The following is a 25,642-nucleotide window of genomic DNA, read 5'->3' as shown; positions in this document are numbered from 1 at the left end:
CAACGGACCCTCAACTGTCGTTGTTCCATACCCCAGTTGATCCGCCATTGGTCGCACCTCTGACACGTACGCCATTCGTGTGCGCGCTCTTGACCGCGGTCACCGGCAGCGGCCGGCGACCCGGCCGCCGAGCGGCTGCCCGTTCCGTGCCCGCTGCGGTAAGGCGGACGAGGTCTGCGCGGAGATCCTGCCGGACCTCACGGCCGCGTCGGCCCCCGGACACCGCTTCCGCTGCCACCATCCTGTGCGGGAGACGGACTCGACGCGCGACCTGGTCGCCCAGGCGGGGGCCGCGTCGGCGCCGGGATCCGTGCCCGACGCCTAGCGATGCCCAGCGATGTCCGAGCACCAGGGAGCCGCCATGACCTTCCCCACCCCGCTGACCGGTGTCGTCCCGCCCGTCTGCACGCCCCTGACACCGGACCGCGAGGTGGACACCGCCTCGCTGGTCCGGCTGGTCGACCATCTCGTGGCGGGCGGTGTGGACGCGCTGTTCGTGCTCGGTTCGTCGTCGGAGGCGGCCTTCCTGACGGACGCGCAGCGGCGCGTCGTCGTCGAGACGGTGGTCGGTCACGTCGGCGGGCAGCTCCCCGTCCTCGCCGGGGCGATCGACATGACCACGCCGCGCGTCCTGGACCACGTCCGGGCCGTGACCGCCGCCGGAGCGGAGGCCGTCGTGGCGACCGCCCCGTTCTACACGCGAACCCACCCGGCGGAGATCTCCCGCCACTACCGGCTGCTCGCCGCGGGCTCCCCCGTCCCGGTCCTCGCCTACGACATCCCGTCCGCCGTGCACTGCGGGCTGCCCGCCGAGGTGGTCCTGGAGCTGGCGGCTGACGGGGTGCTGGCCGGCCTGAAGGACTCCAGCGGCGACCTGGCCGCGTTCCGCGGGGTCGTCACCGGCGCCCGCACCGACCCCGCCGTCACCGGCTTCAGCGCCCTCACCGGCTCCGAGCTGCTCGTCGACTCCGCGCTCGCCCTGGGCGCCGACGGGGCCGTGCCGGGGCTGGCGAACGTCGACCCCGCCGGCTATGTCCGCCTCTACCGCCTCTTCCGTGCCGGTGACCTCGACCGGGCCCGCGCCGAACAGGAGCGCCTGTGCGCCCTCTTCGCCATGGTCGGCGCAGGTGACCCGGCCCGCATGGGCGGATCCTCCGCCGCGCTCGGCGCCTTCAAGGCCGCCCTGCACCTGCGCGGCGTCATCGCCTGCCCTGCCACGGCGGAACCCCAGATCCCCCTGTCGCAGGCGGAGACCGAACGAGTCGGCAAGTACCTGGCGGCGGCGGGCCTGCTCTGAGGCGCCGTGCGCGGGGGAGGTACCCGGTCTACGTCACCGTCGGAACCCTGAAGGAGAGCACGTCGGTCGCACCGACGGACCGCCACTGGTGAGCGCCGTAGCCGTCCCAGCCATCGGCCGCGCGGTCCCTGGCGAACCTGTCCGCCTGCTCGCGCGAGACCAGACACACGTAGTAGATCTCGGTGATCCCCTTCGCCCCGTCATACCCGACCTGCCGGTTCGTGTCCCCCCAGCAGCCGTCGCCGTCCGGGGTCACGAGAGCGGCCGGATAGTACTGATGCGAGCCGGGGCGGCCTTCCTCGTCCCGCGTGTTCCTGTCCGGCTGCCGTACCAGGTACAGGACCTGATCGTCGGGCACGGACACCTGGAGCCGGCCCCGCACACTGATACCGGGGTTCGCGTCGCCGTCCACCCTGGTGAGCACGCTCGGTTTCCGGTCGGCGAGCAGCTTGGGGTGCGGTCGCTGAGCGGCGGGCCGGACCCAGGACTCCTCCGCGCCCTCCAGCCGGTCGAGATCACACGGGTCGCTGCTCGGCGTCGCGGAGACGGTGGATTCGGGACCTTTACCGGAACTCTCCTCGGAACCGCCGATCATGTCCGGAAGCACTTGGATCGCCGCCGCCACGACCGCCGCCAACGCGCCGATGACGGCGATCAGAATGGCTATGCCCTTCTTCCCGGAACCGGCGTCCTGGCTTCCACCGTCCCCACCGTCCCCGCTCGCCCCTCCACCTCCGTTGCCCGGAGTCTGCCCGTTCTGGGCGGCACCGCCACCTGACCCCGCACCTGTCTGCGACATGGTCCTCCCCGTTTCCGAGGATCATTGATACCGCAGCGTTTCGCGCCCGCCCAGCCGCGCACGGGGGCGCAGTTTCCGGCCGCTGTTCGCTCTCTCGCGCCCCCAGCGTGCGCCCAAGTGGAAGCCGGGCGGGGGTCGACACAGGGCGCACGTACGACTTCGGTACGTGAGTGTGAACGGCGGCAGCCGGTACGGGGGTCGGTCGGAGGCTGTGGCTGTGGCCGTAGCCGCAGGGGTGGTGATGGCTGGGCGCTAGGACGGGGTCCGGGCCGTCGCGAGGAGTCGGGTCACGTCGTCCGCGCAGATGGTGAGCGCCGCGCCCACCGTGGCCAGCGTGTCCCGTTCCGCCGGGGTGTACGGCCCGTCCGCCAGGGCGATCCGCGCGCCCTGGAGCAGGATCTCCTCGCGGCCGGTCGGGGCGAGGTGCGGTGCCAGCGGGTCCAGGGCCTCGTGGAGCTCTATGGCGAGACCGGGGCCGCAGGGTTCGCCGTGGACGCGGCCGGTGTCGGCGGCCAAGGCCTCGACCAAGGCGCCCAGCTGGTCCTCGGTGCAGTCGTCGAACCCGGCGGAGCGCACGGCGCCGGCGGCGACGGAGAGTGAGGTGCGGGAGGCGGCGCCGCCGGCCGCGAGGACCGCGAGGGCGACTGTGTGGACGGCGTCGCGGAGCATCGCGGAGAAGCGGGTGGTGGTGGGGTGGTCGAGGACGTCGAGGGTGTAGTGGTGGCGACAGGCCGCGCATTCGACCACGGGCCCGGTCTCGCCGCGGGGCAGCACGGGGACGCCGAGGAGGGTGAAGCGGCGGCGGCCGGTGAGGCGCTGGTAGTTGCGGTCGCCCCCGCAGCCGGGACAGAAGAACTCGCCGTCACCGACGCCCGTCCACGCGATCCGGGTGCCCAGCACGCGCGAGAAGCCGGTGGCACGGCTGGTCCGCCCGTCGCGGGCGAGCGCGGCGGCACGGCCGATCGGGTCCCGTCCTGGCAGCACGTCGCACCTCCGTAACTCCCCCACACACGGCCCCTTGGGCGCGGGAAGTGCCCCCTCGGCATCATCGCCGCGCTTGCGTGATGTTAGCCACATCGGTGAGGCGCAGTCAGTACTCCGGACGAGGCCTACCCGCGACCTGCACAGGGTTTGGCCGGTAAACGACGGGCCCCGTCCGCCGGAATCCGGCGAACGGGGCGTTCAAACCGCCGGTCAGGCTGGTCAGCGGGCCGCGCGGTTGACGGCGGAGACGACCGCCTTCAGCGACGCACGCGTCGTGTTCGCGTCGATCCCGATGCCCCACAGGACCTTGTCCTCGATGGCGACCTCGATGTACGAGGCGGCCTGCGCGGAGGCGCCCTCGCTCATCGTGTGCTCCTGGTAGTCCAGCAGGCGGGCGTCGATGCCGATGCCCTGCAGCGCGTGGAAGAACGCGGAGATCGGGCCGTTGCCGGTGCCGACCAGGGTGGTCTCCACGCCGTCGACCTCGGCCTCCACGGTCAGCGTGTCCACGCCGTCCGTGTCGGTGGTCGACTGGTTGGTGCGGACCTGGACCCGGCCCCAGGGGTTCTCGGGGTTCGGCAGGTACTCGTCCTGGAAGACGGCCCAGATGTCGGAGCCGGTGACCTCGCCGCCCTCGGCGTCGGTCTTCGCCTGGATCAGCTTCGAGAACTCGATCTGCATCCGGCGCGGCAGGTCCAGCTTGTGGTCGTTCTTCAGGACGTAGGCGATACCGCCCTTGCCGGACTGCGAGTTGACCCGGATGACGGCCTCGTAGGAGCGGCCTACGTCCTTGGGGTCGATCGGCAGGTACGGGACGGCCCACTCGATGTCGTCGACCGTCTTGCCCTGCTCCTGCGCGGACGCCTCCATGGCGTCGAAGCCCTTCTTGATGGCGTCCTGGTGGGAGCCGGAGAAGGACGTGTAGACCAGGTCGCCCACGTACGGGTGGCGCGGGTGGACCTCCATCTGGTTGCAGTACTCCCACGTGCGACGGATCTCGTCGATGTCGGAGAAGTCGATCTGCGGGTCGACGCCCTGGGAGAACAGGTTCATGCCCAGGGTGACCAGGTCGACGTTGCCGGTGCGCTCGCCCTGCCCGAACAGGCAGCCCTCGACGCGGTCGGCGCCGGCCATCAGCGCCAGTTCGGCGGCGGCGACGGCGGTGCCGCGGTCGTTGTGCGGGTGGATGGAGATGCAGACGTGCTCGCGGCGGGAGATGTTGCGCCCCATCCACTCGAAGCGGTCCGCGTGCGTGGACGGGGTCGAACGCTCCACCGTGGCGGGCAGGTTGAGGATGATCTCGCGGCCCGGACCGGGCTGCCAGACGTCCATGACCGCCTCGCAGACCTCCAGCGCGAAGTCCAGCTCGGTGTCCGTGAAGATCTCGGGGCTGTACTGGTAGCCGAACTCGGTCTCGGGGCCCAGCAGCTTCTCCGCGTACTCCATCACCAGCCGTGTGCCGTCCACGGCGATCTGCTTGATGTCGTCCTTGGAGCCGCGGAAGACGACCCGGCGGAAGACGGGGGCGGTGGCGTTGTACAGGTGGACGGTCGCCCGCTTGGCGCCCTTCAGCGACTCCACGGTCCGCTCGATCAGGTCCTCACGGGCCTGGGTCAGTACGGAGATGGTGACGTCGTCCGGGATGACGCCCGGCTCCTCGATGATCGACCGTACGAAGTCGAAGTCCGTCTGTCCCGAGGCGGGGAAGCCGACCTCGATCTCCTTGTAGCCCATCTTGACCAGCTGGTCGAACATCCGGCGCTTGCGCTCGGGCGACATCGGGTCGATCAGGGACTGGTTGCCGTCACGCAGGTCGGTGGAGAGCCAGCGGGGGGCGACGGTGATCCGGTTGTTCGGCCACGTGCGGTCGGGGATGTCGACCTGCTCGTAACGCCCGTACTTGTGGATCGGCATGGACGTGGGCTGCTGGCGGTTCGCCATGATGCGTGGGCTCCTCGATGGTCCGGCCACTGCCGGGAAGGACGGCCGACGACACAACGCCAAAGCACCGCGGGGAGGGGGTCGGCCTCTAGTACAGGCCCTCGCCGCGGCAGCTAAGGAGAAGCAGCCCGAAACGCATGATGCGGAGCAGCTTAGCCGAGCCGTTTCTGCCGTGCGGGGTCGTATCAGTATGCGGGACCGGAGAACCGATCCGGACAAAAGGTGCGCAAGGCCACACGGGCCGGCAGGAGCGCCCCGCCGGGGGCGCGGGGAACTGCGCGAGAAGCCCCGCCCACGAGAGAGCCCGCACTCAACCCTCAGTAACACGGTGATGACGAATCGCAACCCATACGGCGACATTTCACCAATCATGGTTGCCCCCAGTGACAGCCCTCCAACGGAGTGCAATCGTGCGAGACATGACCACCAACGGGGGCCACGAGCCCGTCTTCTGCACAGTCGTCCCACCCCACGTCCTCGACAAGCTCTCCCAGGCCGAGGACCCGGTGCTCGCCGGCGCCGCGCGCAAGACCCTGGAGCGCGACGCACTCGAACGCACCCACCGCCGGCTGACCACCGTCATCGGCGCCCCGAGCATCACCGCGCCCGTCGGCGCCGAGGAGGGCACACCGCACCGCACCATCCACGACGCCCGCCACGGCACGGACCTGCCCGGCAGGAAAGTCCGCGGCGAGGGCGACACGCCCGGCAAGGACGCCACGGTCAACCGCGCGTACGCCGGCCTGGGCGCCACGTACGAACTGTTCTGGAAGTCCTTCGCCCGCGACTCGATCGACGGCAACGGCCTGCCGCTGAACGCGACCGTGCACTACGAGCGCGACTACAACAACGCCTTCTGGAACGGCGAACAGATGGTGTTCGGCGACGGGGACGGCGAGATCTTCCTCGACTTCACCATCCCGATCGACGTCATCGGCCACGAACTCAGCCACGGCGTCACCCAGTACACGGCGAACCTCACGTACTTCGGTCAGCCGGGCGCGCTCAACGAGTCGATGTCGGACGTCTTCGGCGCCCTCATCAAGCAGTACACGCTCGGCCAGACCGCCGCGGAGGCGGACTGGCTGATCGGCGCCGGTCTGCTGGCGCCCCGCGTCACGGGAGTCGCGCTGCGCTCGATGAAGGCCCCGGGCACGGCGTACGACGACGACGTCCTCGGCAAGGACCCGCAGCCGGCGACCATGGACGACTTCGTCCGCACCGGCCGCGACAACGGCGGCGTGCACATCAACTCCGGTATCCCCAACCACGCGTTCTACCTGGTGGCCACCGCGCTCGGCGGCCACGCCTGGGAGCGGGCCGGACAGATCTGGTACGACGTCCTCACCGGCGGCGAACTGGACAAGCAGGCCCTCTTCGTCGACTTCGCCACGCTCACGGTCAAGGCCGCGAAGGACCGTTACGGCCAGGGCGACGAGCTGACGGCGGTGCTGAAGGCCTGGGAGCAGGTGGGCGTACGGACGCTGTAGTGGGGCGCGGCGGCGGTGCGGTGCTGCGCCGCGGCCCCGTTCCGTACTACACATGACGCATGCGTATCGAAGTGCGGCGCACGGGCGGTTTCGCGGGCATCGAGCGGCACGCGGTGGTGGACACCGCCGGGCGGCCCGATGCCCAGGACTGGCACACCCTGGCCGAGCGGGCCCTCACCGCCGGCCGGGGCTCGCCGCCGCTCGGGGTGCCTGACGGCTTCTCGTACGAGATCACGGTGGACGGCCGGACCGTGCACTGCGCGGACCCCCGGCTGTCCGAGGCACAGCGGGAGCTGATCAGCAGGGTGCTCAAGGAGGGGGCGTGAGCAGCCCCGCTGGGGCCCCGGGGGCGCGTAACGGGCACTTCACCCTGGGGCGTTGACTTCCGTTACCCGTGGTACGGATGATCCGCCCATGGCGACGAACGCGACCAACCCGATACCCCAGTTCCCGGCAGGCTTCCTGTGGGGCGTCTCGACCTCCGCGCATCAGATCGAGGGGGCCGCGGGCGAGCGCGAGCCGTCCGTGTGGGACGCCTTCTCGGCCGAGGCGGGCCGGATCAAGGACGGCTCGACGGCGGCGGTGGCCTGCGACCACTTCCACCGCTACCCGGAGGACGTGGCCCTCCTGCGCGACCTGGGTGTCGGCGCGTACCGCTTCTCGATCTCCTGGCCCCGGGTGAACACCCCGGGCGGCCTGGACTTCTACGACCGTCTGGTGGACGAGCTGATCGGCGCCGGCGTGCGCCCCGTGCCGACCCTCTTCCACTGGGACCTGCCGTCGTCGCTGGCGGAGAGCGGCGGCTGGCTGAACCGGGACACGGCCGAGCGGTTCGCCGAGTACGTCGCCGTAGTGGCGGCCCGGCTCGGCGACCGCGTCAGCAAGTGGATCACCATCAACGAGCCCGCCGAGCACACGCTGCTGGGCCACGCCCTCGGCACCCACGCGCCCGGCAAGCAGCTGATGTTCGACGCGCTCCCGGCCGCCCACCACCAGCTGCTGGGCCACGGCCTCGCCGTACGGGCCCTGCGCGCGGCCGGAGTCACGGACATCGGCATCGCCAACTCGCACGGACCGACCTGGGCGGCCTCCCAGGAGCAGGCGGACGTGGAGGCGGCCGGCTTCTACGACCTGCTCCTCAACCGGCTGTTCGCGGAGCCGGTCCTGCTGGGCGAATACCCGGAGGGACTGGGCGAGTTGATGCCGGGCACGGACATCGGCTCCGATCTGAAGATCATCTCCGAGCCGATCGACTGGTACGGCGTCAACTACTACGCGCCGACCCGGGTCGGCGCCCCCGAGGGTGAGGACATCGAGTTCGGCGGAGTCTCCATCCCGGCCGAACTCCCCTTCACCGTCAAGCAGATCGAGAACGTCCCGACCACCGACTTCGGCTGGCCGGTGGTCCCCGAGGGCCTCACCGAACTCCTCACCACCTTCCGCGACCGCTACGGCGACCGGCTGCCGCCCGTGGTCATCACCGAGAACGGCTGCTCCTACGAGGGCGTCGACGACCAGGAGCGCATCGCCTACCTGGACGGCCATGTGCGCGCCCTGCACGCGGCGTCCGAGGCGGGCGTCGACCTCCGCGGCTACTTCGTCTGGTCCCTGCTGGACAACTTCGAGTGGGCCGAGGGGTACGCGCGCCGGTTCGGCCTGGTCCACGTGGACTTCGAGACGCTGGAGCGGACCCCGAAGGCGTCGTACGCCTGGTTCCGGGACCTGCTGCGGGCGCAGAGCAGAGGATGACGACGACCAGGCCGACGGACGCCCTCGCCGAACCGGTCGAGCGGGTCGGCGGGGGCTGGACCTCCGCCCTGGCGCTGGCCAACGGGGCGATCTGGGTGGGCTGGTACGGCCCGCTGCAGATCCTGCTGGCCTCGCAGGCGGAGGACTTCGCGCCCGGCGCGGGCATGTCGAAGGAGTCGGTGCTGGCGTGGGTGACCGGCGCCGGTGCGATCGTCTCGCTGCTGGCCACGCCGCTGTTCGGGGCGCTGTCGGACCGGACGGCGTCCCGCTGGGGCCGCCGTACGCCGTGGATCGTCGTGGGGTCGGCGGGCGGGGCGGTGTCGCTGCTGCTGCTCGCGGGCGCGGGCGGGCTGTGGACCATGGCGGCCGGCTGGTGTCTGGTGCAGCTCACCCTGAACGCGTCCTGGGCGGCGGTCACCGCGGCGGTCCCGGACCAGGTGCCGCGTCTCCAACGGGGCTCGGTGGGCGGCTGGTTGGGGGCGGCGCAGATCCTGGGCGTGGTCGGCGGCACCGGGCTGGCGACGCTCGGCGGGGGCGTCGGCGCGGGGTACGCGGCGTGCGCGGTGTTCACGCTGGTGGGCGTGTTGCCGTATGTGCTGGGGCACCGGGACCCGCGGTTGCCTGCGGCGGCCCGGCCGGCGTGGTCGTGGCGGAGCTTCCTGGCGGGCTTCTGGCTGAGCCCGCGGCGGTACCCGGACTTCGCGTGGGCGTGGCTGACGCGTTTCCTGATCAATCTGAGCAACAGCGTCGGCCTGCTCTACCTGCTGTTCTACCTGCGGGACCGGGTCGGGTACCCCGACCCGGAGGAGGGCGTGCTGATCCTCACCGTGGTGAACGCCTCGACGCTGCTGGCGACGGTGGTGGTCTCCGGGGTGTGGTCGGACCGGGTGGGGCGGCGCAAGCCGTTCGTGTACTGGTCGGGGATGCTGATGGCGGCCGCGACGGGTCTCATCGCCCTCTGGCCGACCTGGCCCGGCGCGATCGTCGCCTCGGCCCTGCTCGGCCTGGGCTTCGGGGTGTTCACCTCGGTCGACTTCGCCCTGATGACCGATGTCCTCCCGGCGGCCCTCGACCGGGGCAAGGACCTGGGCGTCATCAACGTGGCCAACTCCCTTCCCCAGGTGGCCGCTCCGGTGCTGGCGGCCCCGATCGTGACGTACGCCGGCGGCTACCGGGCGCTGTACCTGGTGGCGGCGGTGATCGGACTGGCGGGGGCGGTGTTGGTGGGGCGCATCCGGGGCGTGGAGTAGCTCGCGCGCGCCCGACCCGCGTCCGGGGGCGAAGCGTCGGGCGTCCCGCGCGTGCGGCGTGCGGCGTGCGGCGTGCGGCGTGCGGCGTGCGGCGTGCGGCGTGCGGCGTGCGGCGTGCGGCGTGCGGCGTGCGGCAGATCACGTGTTTCACAGCGGGCGCACAGACAACGGATACGCGCCTTCCGCCGTCTTCAGTGCTGACCACCCTCGCCGCCGAAGGGACGCCCTGTGCCTACGCGTTCAACCAGACCATCCCGAACCCGCCCCGCACGGCAGGCGATAGCCGTGCTGGCGGTGTCCGGCACGCTGCTCGCGACGCCGTCGCTGGCGGTGCCCTCGGCCTTCGCGGCCGGGGCGCCCCCGACCGATCTGCGCGTCGACACCAACCGCGACGGCAAGGTCGACGTCACCGGCACCACCGACACCTCCGGCGAGAACGGCTGGACCGTCGCCCGCGGCGCCCTGATGCTGCCCAACATCGACGACGACACCCGCCGTTGCCCGGCCACCGGCCCCAAGGGCAAGCCCCTCACGGACGCCAAGCTGGCCGCCTGCAACGACGCCTCCGACACCAAGGTGAACGGCACCGCCGACGCCGCCGACCTGGCCCGCGTCCGGTCCGTGCCGATGGCGGGCGTCCCCGCCGGGGCGCAGGGCAGCGTGAAGGTCACCGCGGGCGCCCAGCAGACCCGGGTGTTCGTCAAGCGGGGCACCAAGTGGGAGCCCGTCACCGCCAAGACCCGTCTGTCGCGGGCCGAGTTGAAGGCCGGGGTGGAGTTCGGCGTCGAGGCCAAGGACGTCATCCGGGACACCGCGAAGTGGGACGGGACGGCCCGGGTCCGGCTGACCGTGAAGTCCTCCAAGGGCACCACCGCCGACTCCGTCACCCTGCGCGTCGCCCCGCTCCTCACCCACCACCACCTGCAGAACGCCCAGCAGTTGCTGGTCACCAAGATCTCCGGCGGCAACTACGGCAAGCTCAACGCCGCCTTCCGCAAGGGCCTGGACCAGGCGGCCAAGGACGCCGGCATCACCCGGCCGACGGTGAACTTCACCAAGTACGGGGACATCTGGGCGCAGGACTTCGTCGAGCCCGCGTACGTCAGCATGACCGGCGCGGACGGCAAGCGGCAGGCCATGCGGGTGATGCTGCGCTCCGCCCAGCTGGACCGGGAGGCCGGCCGGGAGCTGTTCGAGAAGATGCGGGGCCCGAACATCGGTGCCGTGCAGGTGACGGGCGCCAAGGACTCGGAGGAGTGGACGCTCAACTCCATGGGCAACCTGGAGACCATTCCGCCGTACGCCCACGGCGACCGTTCCTTCCCGGCGGGCCGGATCATCATGGGGCAGCGCCCGGACGTCGGCTCCAAGCCGGCCAAGGTGATGCGGACGTTCCTGAAGTCCCAGGGCATGCAGGACCCGCTGTTCCTCGACACGTCCTGGCTGCACGTGGGCCACGTCGACGAGTTCGTCCAGTTCCTGCCCGCCGACACCCCGCGCGGCTGGAAGATCGCGATCGCCGACCCCGAGGCGGGGCTCCAGCTGCTGCGTGACGCGAAGGCCGCGGGCCACGGCTCGACGAAGATGTTCTCCCTGAAGCTCGGCCCCACGGAGACCATCAGCAAGGCCCTCGCCTCCAAGACCCTGGTCTCCGACAACAACCTCGCCACCCGCAAGATCGAGGCCAACCTCGCGGTGCTCAAGCGCGAGACGGGCGTCACCGACGCCGAGATCGTCCGGGTCCCGGCCCTCTACACCCAGGGCACGGAGATGGTCGGCGAGACGCAGTCGGGCGACGACAAGACCCGTCTCCCCCGTCTGACCCGCCTCGGCGCCGGCGCCGAACTCCCGGACGTGGCACGGGACTACGGCCAGCAGCGCCGTCTCGACGAGACGACGGCGGACCAGGGCGCGAAGAACCGGGAGGGCTTCGGTGCCGCGTCCCCCGCGGCGCCCGCGCCCTCGGTGATGACCAGCGCGTACGTCCCCGGCGCGGTCAACGGCATCGTCCTCAGCCGCACGCACTACCTGGCGCCGCGCCAGTGGGGCCCGGTCATCGGCGGCAAGGACATCTTCGGCGAGGCGGTGACGGCCGCGTACACGAGCGCCGGCATGAAGGTGTCGTACCTGGACGACTGGGAGACGTACCACCTCGGCATGGGCGAGATCCACTGCGGCACGAACACCCTGCGGAGCACCTCCGCCGCCTGGTGGACGCGCTGACACCGGCCACCGCCGGACCCCGCACGACCTGACGGCCGCCGCCCCGGAACTCCGGGGCGGCGGCTTCTCTCATGCCCGCTCCCGGCCCCGCAGGTCCTCCAGCCGCAGGAGGCTGTCCGAGGCCTCCTGCCGCTCCTCGTCGGTGAGCGGCACCGCCCCGGCGCGCCGGATCGCGTCCGCCGCCGTCTCCTCGTCCCCCGTGCGGGCGGCGACATCGGCGCGCAGCACGAGCAGCCGCACCAGCTGGGACGCCGTGGGGGTCGGTGCGCCCTCCGCCGGCCGCAGCACCCGGTCGATGACCTTCGCCGCGGCCGCCGGGTCGTCCCGGGAGTCCGCCAGCAGGGAGGCGTGGTGCAGGGCCCGCGCGTAGGTCTCCCGTGGGGCGGGCCGGTGGTGCTGGTCCTCGCTCGTCGGCTGCCCCACCCGTACGCAGTTGCCGCCCGGATCGGTCATCAGGAACTGCCGCATGCCGTACGACATGTCCTTCAGCGGTCCGAGGCGGGGCAGGCCCCGCGTCGGCACCCGCCCGTACGCCCGCTTGAGCCCGGCACGGAACGCGGCGTACAGGCCGTCGACGTCATCGGTGACCACGTAGCAGGTACTGACCGAGGCGGTCGGCTCGTAGGTCCTCAGCCCGAAGAACTGCAGCTCGACGCCGCCGCGTTCCACCACGGCGTACGGGTTGGGGCTGCGCTGCTCGAAGGTGACCTCGAAGCCGAGCGCTGTGTAGAAGTCGAGGAGCGGCTGGAGGCTCTGACACGGAAGGATCGGAATCGTCTTCTCGCCCATACCCCGACACTAGTCAAACTTGACCAGAGGGGCGACCGTTTAAAGGGCGACCGTTCACACGGCCGCCCTCCGCACGGAGTGTCGCCGCCCCCTCAGAACCCCAGCTTCCGGAGCTGGCGCGGGTCGCGCTGCCAGTCCTTCGCCACCTTCACATGGAGGTCGAGGAAGACCGGCGTGCCCAGCAGCGCCTCGATCTGCTTGCGCGACTTGATGCCGACCTCCTTCAGGCGCTTGCCCTTGGGGCCGATGATGATGCCCTTCTGGCTGGGGCGCTCGATGTAGACGAAGGCGTGGATGTCGAGGAGCGGCTTGTCGGCGGGACGGTCCTCGCGGGGGAGCATCTCCTCGACGACGACGGCGATGGAGTGCGGCAGCTCGTCGCGCACACCCTCCAGGGCCGCCTCGCGGATCAGCTCGGCGATCATGACCTGCTCGGGCTCGTCGGTGAGGTCGCCCTCGGGGTAGAGGGCCGGGCCCTCCGGGAGCAGGGGGACGAGCAGGTCGGCCAGCAGATCCACCTGCTTGTCGGCGACGGCCGAGACGGGCACGATCTCGGCCCACTCGAAGCCCAGCTCCTTGCCGAGCTGGTCGATGGCGATCAGCTGCTCGGCCAGCGCCTTGCTGTCCACCAGGTCGGTCTTGGTGACGATCGCGATCTTCGGTGTCTTCTTGATGGACGCCAGTTCCTTGGCGATGAACCGGTCACCGGGACCGAGCTTCTCGTTCGCGGGCAGGCAGAAGCCGATGACGTCCACCTCGGCCCACGTCGTGCGGACCACGTCGTTGAGGCGCTCGCCCAACAGGGTGCGCGGTTTGTGCAGCCCCGGGGTGTCGACCAGGATCAGCTGCGCGTCCGGCCGGTGCACGATGCCCCGGACCGTGTGCCGCGTGGTCTGCGGCTGGTTCGCCGTGATCGCCACCTTCTGGCCGACCAGAGCGTTCGTGAGGGTGGACTTGCCCGCGTTGGGGCGGCCCACGAAGCAGGCGAAGCCGGCGCGGTGGGCGGCCTCGGCCGGCTGCTCGGATGACTGGGTACGGACGCTCATGGCGCCCATTCTCCCTGATCCTCGGAGCCCCGCCGTACCCACCACGGACCGTGAGCTTTCCGAAACCCTCACGCAACGAAACGTCACGGAAACACACCCGTACGCGTCCCGAAACGCACGCCGATCACCCTCTGACGAGCCCCCGCACCCGTTGGAGTCCACCGTGCCCACCGTGCCCCTGGCCGCGCCCCTCGCCGCACCGGCCGTCGACACCGGCGACACCGCCTGGCTGCTCGCCGCCACCGCCCTGGTCCTGCTGATGACACCGGGCCTCGCCCTCTTCTACGGCGGCATGGTCCGCACGAAGAGCGTCCTCAACATGCTGATGATGAGCTTCGTCTCGATCGCGCTGGTCACCGTGGTGTGGCTGGCCGCCGGCTACTCGCTCGCCTTCGGCGACGACGCCTTCGGCGGGCTCATAGGCGGCCTCGACCACCTCGGCATGAGCGGTATCGACCCCGCGAGCGTCCACGGCACCGTCCCCACCGTCCTCTTCGCCACCTTCCAGCTGACCTTCGCGATCATCACGGCCGCGCTGATCAGCGGCGCGATCGCGGACCGCGCGAAGTTCGGGGCGTGGCTGGTCTTCGTGCCGGTGTGGGCGCTGCTCGTATACGTTCCGGTCGCCCACTGGGTGTGGGGTCCTGGCGGCTGGATCCTCAGCGACCTCGGCGCCCTGGACTTCGCGGGCGGACTGCCGGTGGAGATCACCTCCGGCGCCTCCGGACTGGCCCTGTGCCTGGTCCTCGGCCCCCGTCTGGGCTTCAAGAAGGACGCCATGCGCCCGCACAACCTGCCGATGGTCATGCTGGGCGCGGGCCTGCTCTGGTTCGGCTGGTTCGGCTTCAACGCCGGCTCCGCGCTCGGCGCCAACGGCCTGGCCGCCGCCGCGTTCCTCAACACGCTCGCCGCCGGCTGCACCGGTCTGCTCGGCTGGCTCTTCGTCGAGCAGAAGCGCGACGGCCACCCGACGACGCTGGGCGCGGCGTCCGGCGCGGTGGCCGGCCTCGTCGCGATCACCCCGTCCTGCGGCTCGGTCTCGCTGCTCGGCGCGCTGGTCATCGGCCTCGCCGCGGGTGTCGTCTGCTCCTACGCGGTGGGCTGGAAGTTCCGGCTGAACTACGACGACTCGCTCGACGTCGTCGGCGTCCACCTGGTCGGCGGGATCATCGGCACGGTCCTGATCGGTGTCTTCGCCGCCCGGTCGATGACCGGCGGCGCCGAGGGCCTCCTGTACGGCGGCGGTCTCGCCCAACTCGGCAAGCAGGCGGTGGCCGTGGTCGCCGTCGGGGCGTACGCGTTCCTCGTGACGTACGGCATCGGGAAGCTGATCGACAAGGTGCTGGGCTTCCGCGCGGAGGAGGAGCACGAGCACACCGGTCTCGACCTTACGGTGCACGCCGAGACGGCATACGATCACGGCGTCCTGGGCCACGGCGCCCCGGTCAGCTCGTCCGTCCCGTCCCCGTCCTCCACGCAGAAGGCCAAGGCTTAAGGCATGAGACTCATCACCGCGATCGTCAAGCCGTACCGCCTCGACGCGGTCAAGACCGCCCTCCAGGAGATGGGCGTGCACGGTCTGACCGTCAGCGAGGCAAGCGGCTACGGCCGGCAGCGCGGTCACACCGAGGTGTACCGGGGTGCCGAGTACCAGGTCGACCTCGTGCCCAAGGTCCGGATCGAGATCGTCGTCGAGGACGCGGTGAGCGACGACGTCATCGACACCATCGTCAAGGCCGCCCAGACCGGCAAAATCGGCGACGGCAAGGTGTGGGCCCTGCCGGTGGAGACGGTCGTACGGGTCCGGACCGGCGAGCGGGGTCCCGACGCGCTCTGAGGCGACGGAACCGAACAGCAGGGGTGGTGCGGCCCGAGGGCGGCACCACCCCTCACTCATGGGCGCTCGGCTCAGTCGAAGACGAACGGTCCCGGCGACTGCGGTCCGCTCGCCGTGCAGGTCACGGTGATGCCGAAGACCACCATCTGCAGGGAGCCGCCGAACGCCTCCAGGCTGTCACCGGGGGCGACGGTGCCGGTGAGCGGGCCCACCACCATGCCGTCGCCGGCGGCCAGGGCCGGGTTCTCGGTGCCGGTGAAGGCCGTCGTGCCGCCGCTCGCCTTGACGAAGGTGAGCGTGGACTGGATGGAGTCCTCGGCGAGGGCGATCGGCGCGGTGATCTCCTCGGAGGTGAGGGTGACGGTGGCGGTCGTACCGCTCTGCGTGGCCGTGAGCGTGGCCGCGCCGGCGCCGCCGATCGTGCAGCTGGCGTTGATGGTCGCGGTCTCGGGGGTGACCGCGAGGGCGGTCGGCGCGAACGCGAGTCCGGTGACGGCCAGCGTCCCTGCCGCGAGCGCCGCGCCGACTCCGAGTCGTATGCGTGTCATCGAGCGAATTCCCTTCCCTGGTACGGGAGGTGCACGGGGCCTGGGGAAGCCCCGTACGTCCCGGTACGGGCGTTGCCATGTGGGGGCGATGCAATGCGCGGCCGCGCGGCGGAATATGACGGTCCGCCAGGAGAACGGCTCCATTGAGGCGTGCGCGGGCCGAGATTGCAAGAGTTGCTCCGCCGGTTGCGGCAGGGGTCGGCGAAAGTGGCCGAAGCCGTTCGCCCGGGTGCCGGCCGACGCCCCGGCGGTGTGGGGGCGGTGAGCCGATCTGTCCCGCGCCGCACGCTTTCGCCGGTAGCGCGGGCCGGGTGTCCACTCGCCCGCGCAAGATTTCCACGCAGCTCGGAGGGCTGTTACCGGCCGTAACACTATGCGGCGAGCGCCCGCCGGTCCCCCCGCCGGACCGAAGATCACTACTCTGGACCGGTGCTCACCTACGAGGAGTTGACGGGGCCGGAACGTGAGCTGTGGGACGCGTTTCCGGAAGGACGGCGGGTCGACCTCAGGACCGGGGTGCCCGAGGAGGACCGGGTCGCCGGCGGCGAGGACTGGGGGCCCGGGCGCACGGTACGGGCGACGGTGATCATGGCGCTGCTGCTGGGGGCCAACGCCGCCCAGCGGCCCGGCGCGGTCGGCTCGCTCTCCCTCGCCGGCGCGCGGATCTCCGGCCATGTCGACCTGGCCGGTGCCCGGATCGAGCATCCCCTCTGGCTGGAGGGCTGCTGGTTCGAGCGGGAGGTGAACCTGTACGGGGCGGAGACCCGGACGGTCGCGATCATGGGCAGCCGGGTGCCCCGGCTGGAGGCCGGGGCGAGCCGGATCGGCGGACGTCTCGACCTGCACGGCACCCAGGTGGAGGCCGGGCCGCCCTCCTCCCCCTTCCATCGCGCGAGCACCGCCCTGTCGCTGGTCAACGCCCATGTGGCCGGCGGCATCATGCTGAACAGGGCCCGGCTGATCGCACCCGGCGGCTGGGCGATGGCCGCCGGCGGCCTGGTCGTCGAAGGAGGCCTCTTCTGCCGGCGCGGCTTCGTCGCCGACGGCGAGATACGGCTGCTGGGCGCCCAGTTGCCCGGCGGACTGTTCCTCCAGGGGGCCCGCCTGGAACGGCCCGGCCCGCACGGGGTGACCCTCGCCCTGGACAACGCGGTCGCCCAGACGGTCGACTGCTCCGAGGGTTTCGTCTCCCACGGCACCGTCCGCCTGCGCGGCGCCCGGATCACGGACAACCTGTCCTTCGAGGGCGCCGTCCTGAACGGACCACCCGGCGACGACGGCGGAACGGGCACCGGCCCGGCCCTGATGGCCATGCTCATGCAGGCCGCCGACTTCGACTTCGCCCTGGCCGGACGGCCGACGGGCGCGGTGGATCTGCGGGGCGCCCAGGTGTCGTACCTCCACGAGAGCGCGCACAGCTGGCCCGGGGTCGTGGAGCTGGACGGCTTCGTCTACGGCTCGATCAAGACCGCGGAGACGAACGGTGAGCGGCGGGAGGCGGTGAGCGGTCCGGCGGCCGTGCGGCGCCGCGTGGAGTGGATACGCCGCAGCCCGGGCTACAGCCCGCAGCCGTACGAGCAACTCGCGGCCTGGTACCGCAAGGTCGGGCACGACGACGACGCCCGCCGGGTGCTGCTGTCCAAGCAACGGCACCGGCGGAGCACGCTCTCCCCGGCGGCCCGCGTCTGGGGCCACCTCCTCGACGCGACCGTCGGCTACGGCTACCGCCCCTGGCTGGCCGGTGTCTGGCTGCTCGCGCTGGTCCTGCTGGGGACGACGGCGTTCGACACCGCCACCCCCACCGCGGTGAAACAGGACGAGGGCGCGCCCTTCCAGCCGCTCGTCTACACCCTCGACCTGCTGGTCCCCATCGGCGGCCTGGGCCAGCGCACGGCCTGGTACTGGACGGACGGCACCCTCCAGTGGCTGGCCTACGCCCTGATCGCCCTCGGCTGGATCCTCACGACGGCCGTCATCGCGGGAGTGACCCGCACCTTGCAGAAGAACTAGCGGGACTTCCCGGCGGGCGCGGTCCTCAGCCCGCCGTCACCGTCGCCCGCACCGACCCGTCCGGCCCCGCCAGCAGAACCGGGGTCTGCGGCCCGCCGAGGTCCCGCACGGCGGCCCGGTCCTCGTCGGAGACGGTCTCCGCGGCGGTCACCACGGCCGCCGCCTCCAGGGACTTCGCGCCGGAGGCCACCGCCATGGCGACGGCCGTGCGCAGCGCGCTGAGCCGCAGGGAGTCGAGGGCCACGGTCCCGGCGACATAGGTCCGGCCCGTCTCGTCGCGTACGGCCGCCCCCTCGGGCACCCCGTTGCGGGCCCGCGCGGAACGGGCCAGGGTGACGATCTTCCGGTCCTCGGGGCCGAGGTCGTGCGCGCTGCTGTCGGTCATGAGCCGAGCATACGGAGACCCGGCCGGTCCGCCACGCGCCGGGGTCCGGTCACCTCCGGTCCAGCCGCAGCCGCTCGGCACGGGGCAGACCCGCCACCACCAGGTCGTACGAGTCCTCAATCAGCTCCTCGACCAGGCGGTCAAGGAGGCCCGCGTCGAGGGCGACGGTGTTCCAGTGGCGTTTGTTCATGTGATAGCCGGGGGTGATGAGGCCGGGGTACTCGGTGCGCAGCCGGACCGCGTCCTCGGGGTCGCACTTGAGGTTGACCTTCAGGGGGCGCTGGTCGATCCAGCTCAGGGCGAACATCTTGCCGAGGACCTTGAAGACCGAGATCTCCGGACGGAAGGGGAAGTCCTCGACGGCCTCGTTGAAGGAGAGGCAGAAGGCACGCAACTCCTGGGGGGTCACTCGGACTTCTTCTCCTCCTCCGGCACCTCGGCGGGGCCGATCGGCTCCACCAGCACCGTGACGATCTTGTTCCGGCGGCCGGCGGCGGCCTCGGCGGTGAGCCGCAGTTCGCGCTCGTCCGGCAGGGCGACGACCGAGGAGGCGCCGGCGATGGGGACACGGCCCAGGGCCTTGGCGAGGAGGCCGCCGACGGTCTCCACGTCCTCGTCGTCGTAGGCGTCGAGGCCGTACAGCTCGCCGAGGTCGGTGATGTCGAGGCGGGCGGTGACGCGGTAGCGGTCGTCGCCGAGGTCCTCCACCGGCGGCAGCTCCCGGTCGTACTCGTCGGTGATCTCGCCGACGATCTCCTCCAGGATGTCCTCGATGGTGACGATGCCGGCGGTGCCGCCGTACTCGTCGATGACGACGGCGACGTGGTTGCGCTCCTGCTGCATCTCGCGCAGCAGGTCACCGGCGTTCTTGGTGTCGGGGACGAAGACGGCCGGGCGCATGGCCGTGGACACCAGTTCACTCTCGGCGTCCCGGCTGATGTGCGTCTTTCGGGCCAGGTCCTTCAGGTAGACGATCCCGACGATGTCGTCCTCGTTCTCCCCGGTGACCGGTATGCGTGAGAAACCGGAGCGCAGGGCGAGGGTGAGGGCCTGGCGGATGGTCTTGTACCGCTCGATGGCGACCAGGTCGGTGCGCGGGACCATCACCTCGCGCACGAGGGTGTCCCCCAGCTCGAAGACGGAGTGCACCATGCGGCGCTCCTCGGCCTCGATCAGGGACTCCGCCTCCGCGAGGTCGACCATCGCCCGCAGCTCCGCCTCGGAGGCGAACGGGCCCCGGCGGAAGCCCTTGCCGGGCGTGAGCGCGTTACCGATGAGGATCAGCAGGTTCGGGATCGGGCCCATGATCCGGGCCAGCGGCAGCAGCACGTACGCCGCCGCCGTGGCCGTGTTCAGGGGGTGCTGGCGGCCGATGGTGCGCGGGGAGACGCCGACGGCCACGTAACTGACGAGGACCATCACCCCGATGGCGACGACCAGGGCCTCCCAGGTCGCGTCGAACTGCTTCAGGCAGGCGTAGGTGACGAGCGCGGCGGCGGCCATCTCACAGGCCACGCGCACCAGCAGCGCCACGTTCAGATAGCGGGTGGGGTCCGCCGAGATCTGCGCCAGCTTCGCGCTGCCGCGCCGCCCGGCCCGTACGGCCTCCTCGGCACGGAAGCTGGAGACGCGCGCGAGGCCCGCCTCCGCGCAGGCGGCGAGCCAGGCGACGACGACCAGGGCGACCGCACCACCGATGAGAGACGCGCTCATGAGACGGTCGGTGCCGGGGAGGGGCCGGTGAAGCCCTTCTCCGCGCGCCAGCCGTCCACGATGGCGGCCTGGAGGCCGAACATCTCGGCCTTCTCGTCCGGCTCCTCGTGGTCGTACCCCAGCAGATGCAGCACCCCGTGGACGGTGAGGAGCTGGAGCTCCTCGTCCATGGAGTGCTGCGTATCGGCTTCCTTGCCCTGCTTCTCGGCGACCTCGGGGCACAGCACGATGTCGCCGAGCAGGCCCTGCGGCGGCTCGTCGTCGTCCTTCGACGGCGGCCGCAGCTCGTCCATCGGGAAGGACATGACGTCCGTGGGACCGGGCAGGTCCATCCACTGGATGTGCAGCTGCTCCATGGCGTCGGCGTCCACCACGATCACCGAGAGCTCGGAGAGGGGGTGGATGCGCATCCGTGTCAGCGCGTAGCGGGCGATGTCGAGGATCGCCTGCTCGTCGACCTCGGTTCCGGACTCGTTGTTGACGTCGATCGACATGGTGCGGTGTCTGTCTACTTCCCCTTGGGCCCGGACTGCCTGCCCCGGCCGCCCTGGTGGCCGCCGTTCTCGGTGCCGTGCTCGCTGTCGTACTTCTCGTACGCGTCGACGATACGGCCGACGAGCTTGTGCCGGACGACATCCTGCGACGACAGCCGGGAGAAGTGCACGTCGTCCAGGCCCTCCAGGATGTCCTGCACCTGGCGCAGACCGGACTTCGTGCCGTTCGGCAGGTCGACCTGCGTCACGTCTCCCGTGATCACGATCTTCGAGTCGAAGCCGAGGCGGGTGAGGAACATCTTCATCTGCTCGGGCGAGGTGTTCTGCGCCTCGTCGAGGATGATGAAGGCGTCGTTGAGCGTGCGACCGCGCATGTACGCCAGCGGCGCGACCTCTATGGTCCCGGCGGCCATCAGCCGGGGGATCGAGTCGGGGTCGAGCATGTCGTGCAGCGCGTCGTACAGCGGACGCAGGTAGGGGTCGATCTTCTCGTAGAGGGTGCCGGGGAGGAAGCCGAGGCGTTCGCCGGCCTCGACGGCCGGGCGGGTCAGGATGATCCGGTTGACCTGCTTGGACTGCAGGGCCTGGACCGCCTTGGCCATGGCGAGGTACGTCTTGCCGGTACCGGCCGGGCCGATGCCGAAGACGACGGTGTGCTTGTCGATGGCGTCGACGTACCGCTTCTGGTTGAGCGTCTTGGGGCGGATCGTGCGGCCACGCGAGGACAGGATGTTCTGTGTCAGCACCTCGGCCGGGGTCTCCTGGCCTTCGCTCTTCCCGTTCTCGCTCGCCCTCAGCATGGCGATCGAGCGTTCCACCGCATCCTCCGTCATCGGCTGTCCGGTGCGGAGCACCAGCATCATCTCGTCGAACAGGCGCTGGACGAGAGCGACTTCGGGGGCGTCGCCGACCGCGCTGATCTCATTGCCCCGGACATGGATGTCGACCGCCGGGAAGGCCTTCTCGATCACGCGCAGGAGGGAGTCGCCGGAACCCAGCACGGTCACCATGGGGTGCGCCGCGGGGACGGTGAACTGCGCTCTCGCCTTGCCCTGCGCGGGGGTGTGAGCTGTGCGTGTCTGAGTCATGGGCCGGCTCTGTAGGCCGCGGTTCCTCCTCTTGGCCGTGGGGCTCGTGTTGCCCTTTTCCAGAGTACGACGCGGCGGTGACAGTGCCGTAGGGCTTTTACCGGGGGGAGCTCGGGGCCGCGGGTACGTGGCGGTCTGCGGCCCGGTGGGGGCTGATCGCGCAGTTCCCCGCGCCCCTGAAGGGCTGGGCTGCGCCCTGGCCCTTCATCGCCATGCCGGCGCGCCCCCCGGCGCACCCGGGGTCGTCGCCTCGATCTTGGTTCGGATCTCTCTCATCACCGTCACGATCCCTTCCTCGTGCTCCGGGGTGAGACGGGCGACCGGGACGGAGCAGCTGATGGCGTCGGCGGCGGGGGTGTCGGTGCGCAGGGCGAAGCCGAAGCCGACGATGCCGGGCACGCCCTCCTCGCGGTCGACGGCGTAGCCGCGGGCGCGGACGGCGGCGAGGTCCGCGGCGAGGGCGGCGCGGGTGGTGTGGGTGCGGGGGGTGAGCGCCTCGTAGGGGCCCTCGGGGAGGTCCGTGTCGGGGCGCTCGGCGAGGAGGGCCTTGCCGAGGGCGCCGGCGTGGGCGGGGAGGCGCCTGCCCACACGGCTGATCGTGCGCAGGTACTCGTGCGACTCGCGGGTCGCCAGATACGCGACGTCCATGCCGTCGAGGCGGGCGAGGTGGATGGTCTCGCCGAGCGCCTCGGACGCCTCGTCGAGGTAGGGCCGTACGGCGCGTACACGCGGGTCGGAGTCCAGGTAGCCGGTGCCGGTGAGCAGGGCGCGGATGCCGATGCCGTAGAGGGACCCGGTGGTGTCCGTGCGGACCCAGCCCCGGCCGATCAGGGTCTGCAGCAGGGCGTACATCGAGCTGCGCGGAACCCGCATCTCGTCCGCCAGCTCCTGGAGGCGGGCGGGGCGGTCGCCGCGCGCGGCCAGCAGTTCCAGCAGGTCGACCGTGCGCGCCGCGGACTTCACCTCACGGACGCCGCCCTCTGTCTCCGACATGGTTTCCGACATGCGCCGATCGTAGGAGACGACGCGGCGCCATTGACCCGGGTGGGTTCGCATATCTAACCTCCATCTCTATACGTAGACGAGTGTTGTGCACGCCTGGATGACCTCTGATAGGAGCCGCCCCGTGACCGCGACCCGTGACCTGACCATCGCCGAGGTCCGGCTGACCCCGATCCTGGTCGCCGACCCGCCGCTGCTGAACACCCAGGGCGTGCACCAGCCGTACACCCCCCGGCTGATCGTGGAGGTGGTGACCGCCGACGGGACCACGGGCCTGGGCGAGACCTACGGCGACACCAAGTACCTGGAGCTGGCCAGACCGTTCGCTCAGAAGCTGGTGGGCCGGCCGGTCAGCGATCTGAACGGGCTGTTCACGCTCGCCGACGAGGTGGCCGTCGACGGGGCCCGGGTCTCCGGGCAGGTCGACGTGGGCGGCCTGCGCGGTGTCCAGACGGCCGACAAGCTGCGGCTGTCGGTCGTGTCCGGGTTCGAGGTCGCCTGTCTCGACGCGCTCGGCAAGGCGCTGGGGCTGCCCGTGCACGCGCTGCTCGGCGGGAAGCTGCGGGACACCGTGGAGTACAGCGCGTACCTCTTCTACAAGTGGGCCGACCACCCCGAGGGCGTCGTGGGCGAGCGGGACGACTGGGGGGCCGCCATGGACCCGGCCGGGGTCGTGGAGCAGGCCCGGCGGTTCAAGGAGCGGTACGGGTTCACCTCGTTCAAGCTCAAGGGGGGCGTCTTCCCGCCGGACGAGGAGATCGCGGCGGTCCGCGCGCTGGCCGAGGCGTTCCCCGGACATCCGCTGCGGCTGGACCCGAACGGGGCCTGGTCGGTGGAGACCTCGCTGAAGGTCGCGGACGCGCTGGCGGACGTGCTCGAGTACCTGGAGGACCCGGCGCTCGGGACGGCCGCGATGGCCGAGGTGGCGTCGCGGACGTCGGTGCCGCTGGCCACCAACATGTGTGTGACGACCTTCGCGGAGATCGAGGAGGCGTTCACGAAGGGGGCCGTGCAGGTCGTCCTCTCCGACCACCACTACTGGGGCGGGCTGCGCAACACGCGTGAACTGGCCGCGATCTGCCGCACGTTCGGCGTCGGGGTGTCCATGCACTCCAACACCCACCTGGGGATCAGCCTCGCGGCGATGACCCAGGTGGCGTCGACCGTGCCGAACCTGCACCACGCCTGCGACTCCCACTACCCGTGGCAGTCGGAGGACGTCCTCACCGCACGGCTCACCTTCGAGGACGGCGCGGTACGGGTGTCGGACGCGCCGGGTCTCGGGGTCGAACTCGACCGGGACAAGCTGGAGTTCCTGCACCGGCGGTGGCTGTCCGACGACGGTTCCCTGCGGGAGCGGGACGACGCGGCGGCGATGCGGGTGGCGGAGCCGGGGTGGGTGACGCCGACGGTGCCTCGCTGGTGAGGCCGGTTGTTCGTCTGCGGGCGCGTGGGGGCTGGTCGCCGAGTTCCCCGCGCCCCTGAAAAGCAGGGGCGGCGCCTGAGCCATGGCTCGGGGTGCTGACCGCAGGGTGTTGACCTCAAATCAATAAGCGCGCATATTAAATGCATGATCACCATAGGCACCGCCCAGACCGCTTCGACCGCTGCCCCGTCCGCCTTCTTTGCCCGCTGGGCCGACATGGCGACCTGGCCGGAGTGGAACGCCGACACTGAATGGGTCCGTCTCGACGGACCCTTCGAGGCCGGTTCGACCGGTGTCCTGAAGCCCAAGGGCGGCCCCAGGACGAACTTCGTCATCGCCGAGCTCACCGACGACCGATTCGTCGACGTCTCCAGACTCGCCGGGGCACGTATGACGTTCAGCCACTTCGTCGAGGAAACCCAGGGTGGCGGCACGAAGGTTCAGGTGACCGTCACCTTGTCCGGGCCGCTGTCCCACCTCTGGAATCTGATCCTCGGCAACGGCATCAAGGCGACACTGCAGCAAGATCTGGACAGCCTGAAGGCCGTGGCCGAGGCTTCTTCCGCAAGGGGCCTCGCGTGAAGTACTGGCTGGGCGTCGTCAGCCGCGACCACGTGCACCGCGCCATCGAGGCAGGGACAGCCCAACTGGGCCACGGCAAGCGCCCCGGCCTGGCCCGACTCGGCCCCGGCGATTGGCTGATCTACTATTCGCCACGCACAAGCCTGCGAGACGGTGAGACCCTTCAGGCGTTCACCGCGATCGGCGAGATCACCGACGGCGAGATCTGGCAAGCCGACGAAGGCGGCTTCCAACCCTGGCGTCGACGAATCCGTTATGTGGAGCACGCAGTGGAAGTATCCATCCGTCGGTTCGACGGCTCCCTGGACCTGACCTCCCTCCCGAACTGGGGCCATCAGCTGCGACGCGGCCTGGTCGAGCTGACCGAAGGTGATTTCCGTCGGATTCGTTCAGCCATGGTCGCTCCGTGACCCCGCGCGACCTGGACACCCGGTACACCGACGCCGAGGAAAGCCCCGGATTGCTCCTGTGGCAGGTCACCAACCGATGGCAGGCGGCTATCCGCCTCACCCTCAAGCCCTACGGGCTCACCCACGTCCAGTTCGTGCTCCTCGCGACGTTGACCTGGCTGGGATCCGAGGGGCCGGTGACACAGAAGGCCCTCGCCGACCACGCCGCGTCGGATCCCATGATGACGTCCCAGGTTCTGCGCGTCCTGGAAGGGCGCGGTCTGGTCGAGCGCCGCCCGCACCCGCAGGACGGCCGGGCACGGGCGCTCGCTGTGACAGAGGAGGGGCGCGCGCTGGCGAACCGCGCCGTGGTCGCGGTCGAGGCGTGCGACGCCGAGTTCTTCGGAGCCCTCGGGCAGGAGACCGGCGCATTCACGCGAGCGCTGCGGCGCCTCAAGTGACTGCTACGCACCGACGAAACGGCGTACCCGACGCGTACCGCGCCGGACATACGCCGTTTCGCAGCTGTGGGTTCCGACCGCGGCCGGCTCGAAGCTCTGTCCGTCACGAGGCCACCGTGCTCGCCGCAGCCATCGACGC

Annotated in this window: 25 protein-coding genes and 1 pseudogene; 14 read left to right on the top strand and 12 right to left on the bottom strand. The window is 71.0% G+C overall.

Annotated features, from left to right (window positions below; all coding sequences use genetic code 11):
- Window positions 1–115 precede the first annotated feature (115 nt).
- Together HW837_RS24695 and HW837_RS24690 are read left to right on the top strand one after the other, a co-directional pair.
- Window positions 116–325: pseudogene (locus HW837_RS24695) on the top strand (peptide ABC transporter ATP-binding protein); the annotation flags it as partial.
- A 36-nt stretch (window positions 326–361) separates the two neighbouring features.
- Entirely contained in the window at window positions 362–1,297 is a 936-nt protein-coding gene (locus tag HW837_RS24690; protein ID WP_093789162.1) for a dihydrodipicolinate synthase family protein, read from the top strand.
- A 28-nt stretch (window positions 1,298–1,325) separates the two neighbouring features.
- On the opposite strand, the gene HW837_RS24685 is transcribed toward HW837_RS24690, so the two are convergent.
- The 3 genes from HW837_RS24685 to leuA all read right to left on the bottom strand — a co-directional run bounded on the left by HW837_RS24685 (window position 1,326) and on the right by leuA (window position 5,021).
- Window positions 1,326–2,096, bottom strand: a complete 771-nt coding sequence (locus HW837_RS24685; protein WP_177261761.1) for a hypothetical protein — start codon at window positions 2,094–2,096, stop codon at window positions 1,326–1,328.
- Between the two features lie 252 nt (window positions 2,097–2,348).
- Window positions 2,349–3,080, bottom strand: coding sequence for a tellurite resistance TerB family protein (locus HW837_RS24680; RefSeq protein WP_045557468.1), 732 nt, complete (start codon window positions 3,078–3,080; stop codon window positions 2,349–2,351).
- A 219-nt stretch (window positions 3,081–3,299) separates the two neighbouring features.
- The gene (gene leuA / locus HW837_RS24675) at window positions 3,300–5,021 is read right to left on the bottom strand and encodes a 2-isopropylmalate synthase (RefSeq protein ID WP_093789161.1); all 1,722 of its coding nucleotides are present in this window, start codon (window positions 5,019–5,021) and stop codon (window positions 3,300–3,302) included.
- A gap of 419 nt (window positions 5,022–5,440) precedes the next feature.
- Between leuA and HW837_RS24670 the strand changes: the two genes are divergently transcribed.
- The 5 genes from HW837_RS24670 to HW837_RS24650 all read left to right on the top strand — a co-directional run bounded on the left by HW837_RS24670 (window position 5,441) and on the right by HW837_RS24650 (window position 11,733).
- Window positions 5,441–6,511: a M4 family metallopeptidase gene (locus HW837_RS24670; RefSeq protein WP_045557470.1), complete on the top strand. Its 1,071-nt coding sequence runs from the start codon at window positions 5,441–5,443 to the stop codon at window positions 6,509–6,511.
- A gap of 59 nt (window positions 6,512–6,570) precedes the next feature.
- Complete coding sequence (locus HW837_RS24665) at window positions 6,571–6,837, top strand: protealysin inhibitor emfourin (protein ID WP_045557471.1); 267 nt, start codon at window positions 6,571–6,573, stop codon at window positions 6,835–6,837.
- An 88-nt stretch (window positions 6,838–6,925) separates the two neighbouring features.
- A complete protein-coding gene (locus HW837_RS24660) occupies window positions 6,926–8,260 on the top strand; it encodes a GH1 family beta-glucosidase (protein ID WP_045557472.1) in 1,335 nt (444 codons plus the stop codon).
- Entirely contained in the window at window positions 8,257–9,510 is a 1,254-nt protein-coding gene (locus tag HW837_RS24655; protein WP_045557473.1) for an MFS transporter, read from the top strand. Before HW837_RS24660 ends, HW837_RS24655 begins: the two co-directional genes overlap by 4 nt.
- A 285-nt stretch (window positions 9,511–9,795) precedes the next feature.
- Window positions 9,796–11,733: a protein-arginine deiminase domain-containing protein gene (locus tag HW837_RS24650; protein ID WP_093789160.1), complete on the top strand. Its 1,938-nt coding sequence runs from the start codon at window positions 9,796–9,798 to the stop codon at window positions 11,731–11,733.
- A 69-nt stretch (window positions 11,734–11,802) separates the two neighbouring features.
- Here HW837_RS24650 and HW837_RS24645 read toward each other — a convergent pair whose 3' ends face one another.
- Together HW837_RS24645 and era are read right to left on the bottom strand one after the other, a co-directional pair.
- Window positions 11,803–12,522 carry a bleomycin resistance protein gene (locus tag HW837_RS24645; RefSeq protein ID WP_093789159.1) on the bottom strand — a complete coding sequence of 240 codons (720 nt, stop codon included), beginning with the start codon at window positions 12,520–12,522 and terminating at the stop codon, window positions 11,803–11,805.
- Between the two features lie 92 nt (window positions 12,523–12,614).
- The gene (gene era, locus HW837_RS24640) at window positions 12,615–13,577 is read right to left on the bottom strand and encodes a GTPase Era (protein WP_177261760.1); all 963 of its coding nucleotides are present in this window, start codon (window positions 13,575–13,577) and stop codon (window positions 12,615–12,617) included.
- 154 nt (window positions 13,578–13,731) lie between these two features.
- Here era and HW837_RS24635 point away from each other — a divergent pair, with 154 nt between their 5' ends.
- Both HW837_RS24635 and HW837_RS24630 read left to right on the top strand, forming a co-directional pair.
- Window positions 13,732–15,063 carry an ammonium transporter gene (locus HW837_RS24635; protein ID WP_045557751.1) on the top strand — a complete coding sequence of 444 codons (1,332 nt, stop codon included), beginning with the start codon at window positions 13,732–13,734 and terminating at the stop codon, window positions 15,061–15,063.
- Between the two features lie 3 nt (window positions 15,064–15,066).
- Complete coding sequence (locus tag HW837_RS24630; protein WP_045557476.1) at window positions 15,067–15,405, top strand: P-II family nitrogen regulator; 339 nt, start codon at window positions 15,067–15,069, stop codon at window positions 15,403–15,405.
- Between the two features lie 71 nt (window positions 15,406–15,476).
- Here the strand turns inward: HW837_RS24630 and HW837_RS24625 are convergent, their stop codons facing one another.
- A complete protein-coding gene (locus HW837_RS24625; protein WP_045557477.1) occupies window positions 15,477–15,953 on the bottom strand; it encodes a hypothetical protein in 477 nt (158 codons plus the stop codon).
- 429 nt (window positions 15,954–16,382) lie between these two features.
- Between HW837_RS24625 and HW837_RS24620 the strand changes: the two genes are divergently transcribed.
- The gene (locus tag HW837_RS24620) at window positions 16,383–17,963 is read left to right on the top strand and encodes a hypothetical protein (RefSeq protein ID WP_045557478.1); all 1,581 of its coding nucleotides are present in this window, start codon (window positions 16,383–16,385) and stop codon (window positions 17,961–17,963) included.
- A gap of 25 nt (window positions 17,964–17,988) precedes the next feature.
- Here the strand turns inward: HW837_RS24620 and HW837_RS24615 are convergent, their stop codons facing one another.
- From HW837_RS24615 to HW837_RS24590, 6 genes are all read right to left on the bottom strand, one after another.
- Window positions 17,989–18,348 carry a cytidine deaminase gene (locus tag HW837_RS24615; protein WP_193380083.1) on the bottom strand — a complete coding sequence of 120 codons (360 nt, stop codon included), beginning with the start codon at window positions 18,346–18,348 and terminating at the stop codon, window positions 17,989–17,991.
- 49 nt (window positions 18,349–18,397) lie between these two features.
- Entirely contained in the window at window positions 18,398–18,757 is a 360-nt protein-coding gene (locus HW837_RS24610) for an MmcQ/YjbR family DNA-binding protein (protein WP_193380084.1), read from the bottom strand.
- Complete coding sequence (locus HW837_RS24605; protein WP_045557481.1) at window positions 18,754–20,061, bottom strand: hemolysin family protein; 1,308 nt, start codon at window positions 20,059–20,061, stop codon at window positions 18,754–18,756. Before HW837_RS24605 ends, HW837_RS24610 begins: the two co-directional genes overlap by 4 nt.
- Entirely contained in the window at window positions 20,058–20,555 is a 498-nt protein-coding gene (gene ybeY, locus HW837_RS24600) for an rRNA maturation RNase YbeY (RefSeq protein WP_033530060.1), read from the bottom strand. Before ybeY ends, HW837_RS24605 begins: the two co-directional genes overlap by 4 nt.
- Window positions 20,556–20,569: 14 nt before the next feature.
- Window positions 20,570–21,643: a PhoH family protein gene (locus HW837_RS24595; RefSeq protein WP_093789155.1), complete on the bottom strand. Its 1,074-nt coding sequence runs from the start codon at window positions 21,641–21,643 to the stop codon at window positions 20,570–20,572.
- A gap of 204 nt (window positions 21,644–21,847) precedes the next feature.
- Window positions 21,848–22,636 (bottom strand): IclR family transcriptional regulator, encoded by a 789-nt coding sequence (locus HW837_RS24590; RefSeq protein WP_193382455.1) that lies wholly within the window; start codon window positions 22,634–22,636, stop codon window positions 21,848–21,850.
- Window positions 22,637–22,769: 133 nt separating this feature from the next.
- Here HW837_RS24590 and HW837_RS24585 point away from each other — a divergent pair, with 133 nt between their 5' ends.
- The 4 genes from HW837_RS24585 to HW837_RS24570 all read left to right on the top strand — a co-directional run bounded on the left by HW837_RS24585 (window position 22,770) and on the right by HW837_RS24570 (window position 25,503).
- A complete protein-coding gene (locus HW837_RS24585; protein ID WP_313895575.1) occupies window positions 22,770–24,071 on the top strand; it encodes a glucarate dehydratase family protein in 1,302 nt (433 codons plus the stop codon).
- 144 nt (window positions 24,072–24,215) lie between these two features.
- Entirely contained in the window at window positions 24,216–24,653 is a 438-nt protein-coding gene (locus HW837_RS24580; protein WP_045557482.1) for an SRPBCC family protein, read from the top strand.
- Window positions 24,650–25,063: an EVE domain-containing protein gene (locus HW837_RS24575; protein WP_045557483.1), complete on the top strand. Its 414-nt coding sequence runs from the start codon at window positions 24,650–24,652 to the stop codon at window positions 25,061–25,063. The genes HW837_RS24580 and HW837_RS24575 overlap by 4 nt, the downstream gene beginning before the upstream one ends.
- A complete protein-coding gene (locus tag HW837_RS24570) occupies window positions 25,060–25,503 on the top strand; it encodes a MarR family winged helix-turn-helix transcriptional regulator (protein WP_060884752.1) in 444 nt (147 codons plus the stop codon). The genes HW837_RS24575 and HW837_RS24570 overlap by 4 nt, the downstream gene beginning before the upstream one ends.
- The last annotated feature ends 139 nt before the right edge of the window (window positions 25,504–25,642 follow it).

Origin of the sequence: Streptomyces caniscabiei (genome assembly GCF_014930365.1) — a bacterium.
In the GTDB taxonomy this organism is placed as follows: Bacteria; Actinomycetota; Actinomycetes; order Streptomycetales; family Streptomycetaceae; genus Streptomyces; species Streptomyces caniscabiei.
Note: the sequence above shows the minus strand (reverse complement) of the source record. Positions and strands in the feature narration are given on the sequence as shown.

Coding starts and splice junctions, on each gene's coding strand:
- HW837_RS24605 (WP_045557481.1), bottom strand. CDS start 20,061: ATGAGCGCGTCTCTCATCGGTGGTGCGGTCGCCCTGGTCGTCGTCGCC.
- HW837_RS24670 (WP_045557470.1), top strand. CDS start 5,441: ATGACCACCAACGGGGGCCACGAGCCCGTCTTCTGCACAGTCGTCCCA.
- HW837_RS24685 (WP_177261761.1), bottom strand. CDS start 2,096: ATGTCGCAGACAGGTGCGGGGTCAGGTGGCGGTGCCGCCCAGAACGGG.
- HW837_RS24660 (WP_045557472.1), top strand. CDS start 6,926: ATGGCGACGAACGCGACCAACCCGATACCCCAGTTCCCGGCAGGCTTC.
- HW837_RS24590 (WP_193382455.1), bottom strand. CDS start 22,636: ATGTCGGAGACAGAGGGCGGCGTCCGTGAGGTGAAGTCCGCGGCGCGC.
- HW837_RS24665 (WP_045557471.1), top strand. CDS start 6,571: ATGCGTATCGAAGTGCGGCGCACGGGCGGTTTCGCGGGCATCGAGCGG.
- HW837_RS24580 (WP_045557482.1), top strand. CDS start 24,216: ATGATCACCATAGGCACCGCCCAGACCGCTTCGACCGCTGCCCCGTCC.
- HW837_RS24690 (WP_093789162.1), top strand. CDS start 362: ATGACCTTCCCCACCCCGCTGACCGGTGTCGTCCCGCCCGTCTGCACG.
- HW837_RS24625 (WP_045557477.1), bottom strand. CDS start 15,953: ATGACACGCATACGACTCGGAGTCGGCGCGGCGCTCGCGGCAGGGACG.
- leuA (WP_093789161.1), bottom strand. CDS start 5,021: ATGGCGAACCGCCAGCAGCCCACGTCCATGCCGATCCACAAGTACGGG.
- era (WP_177261760.1), bottom strand. CDS start 13,577: ATGGGCGCCATGAGCGTCCGTACCCAGTCATCCGAGCAGCCGGCCGAG.
- HW837_RS24645 (WP_093789159.1), bottom strand. CDS start 12,522: ATGGGCGAGAAGACGATTCCGATCCTTCCGTGTCAGAGCCTCCAGCCG.
- HW837_RS24655 (WP_045557473.1), top strand. CDS start 8,257: ATGACGACGACCAGGCCGACGGACGCCCTCGCCGAACCGGTCGAGCGG.
- HW837_RS24595 (WP_093789155.1), bottom strand. CDS start 21,643: ATGACTCAGACACGCACAGCTCACACCCCCGCGCAGGGCAAGGCGAGA.
- HW837_RS24615 (WP_193380083.1), bottom strand. CDS start 18,348: ATGACCGACAGCAGCGCGCACGACCTCGGCCCCGAGGACCGGAAGATC.
- HW837_RS24630 (WP_045557476.1), top strand. CDS start 15,067: ATGAGACTCATCACCGCGATCGTCAAGCCGTACCGCCTCGACGCGGTC.
- ybeY (WP_033530060.1), bottom strand. CDS start 20,555: ATGTCGATCGACGTCAACAACGAGTCCGGAACCGAGGTCGACGAGCAG.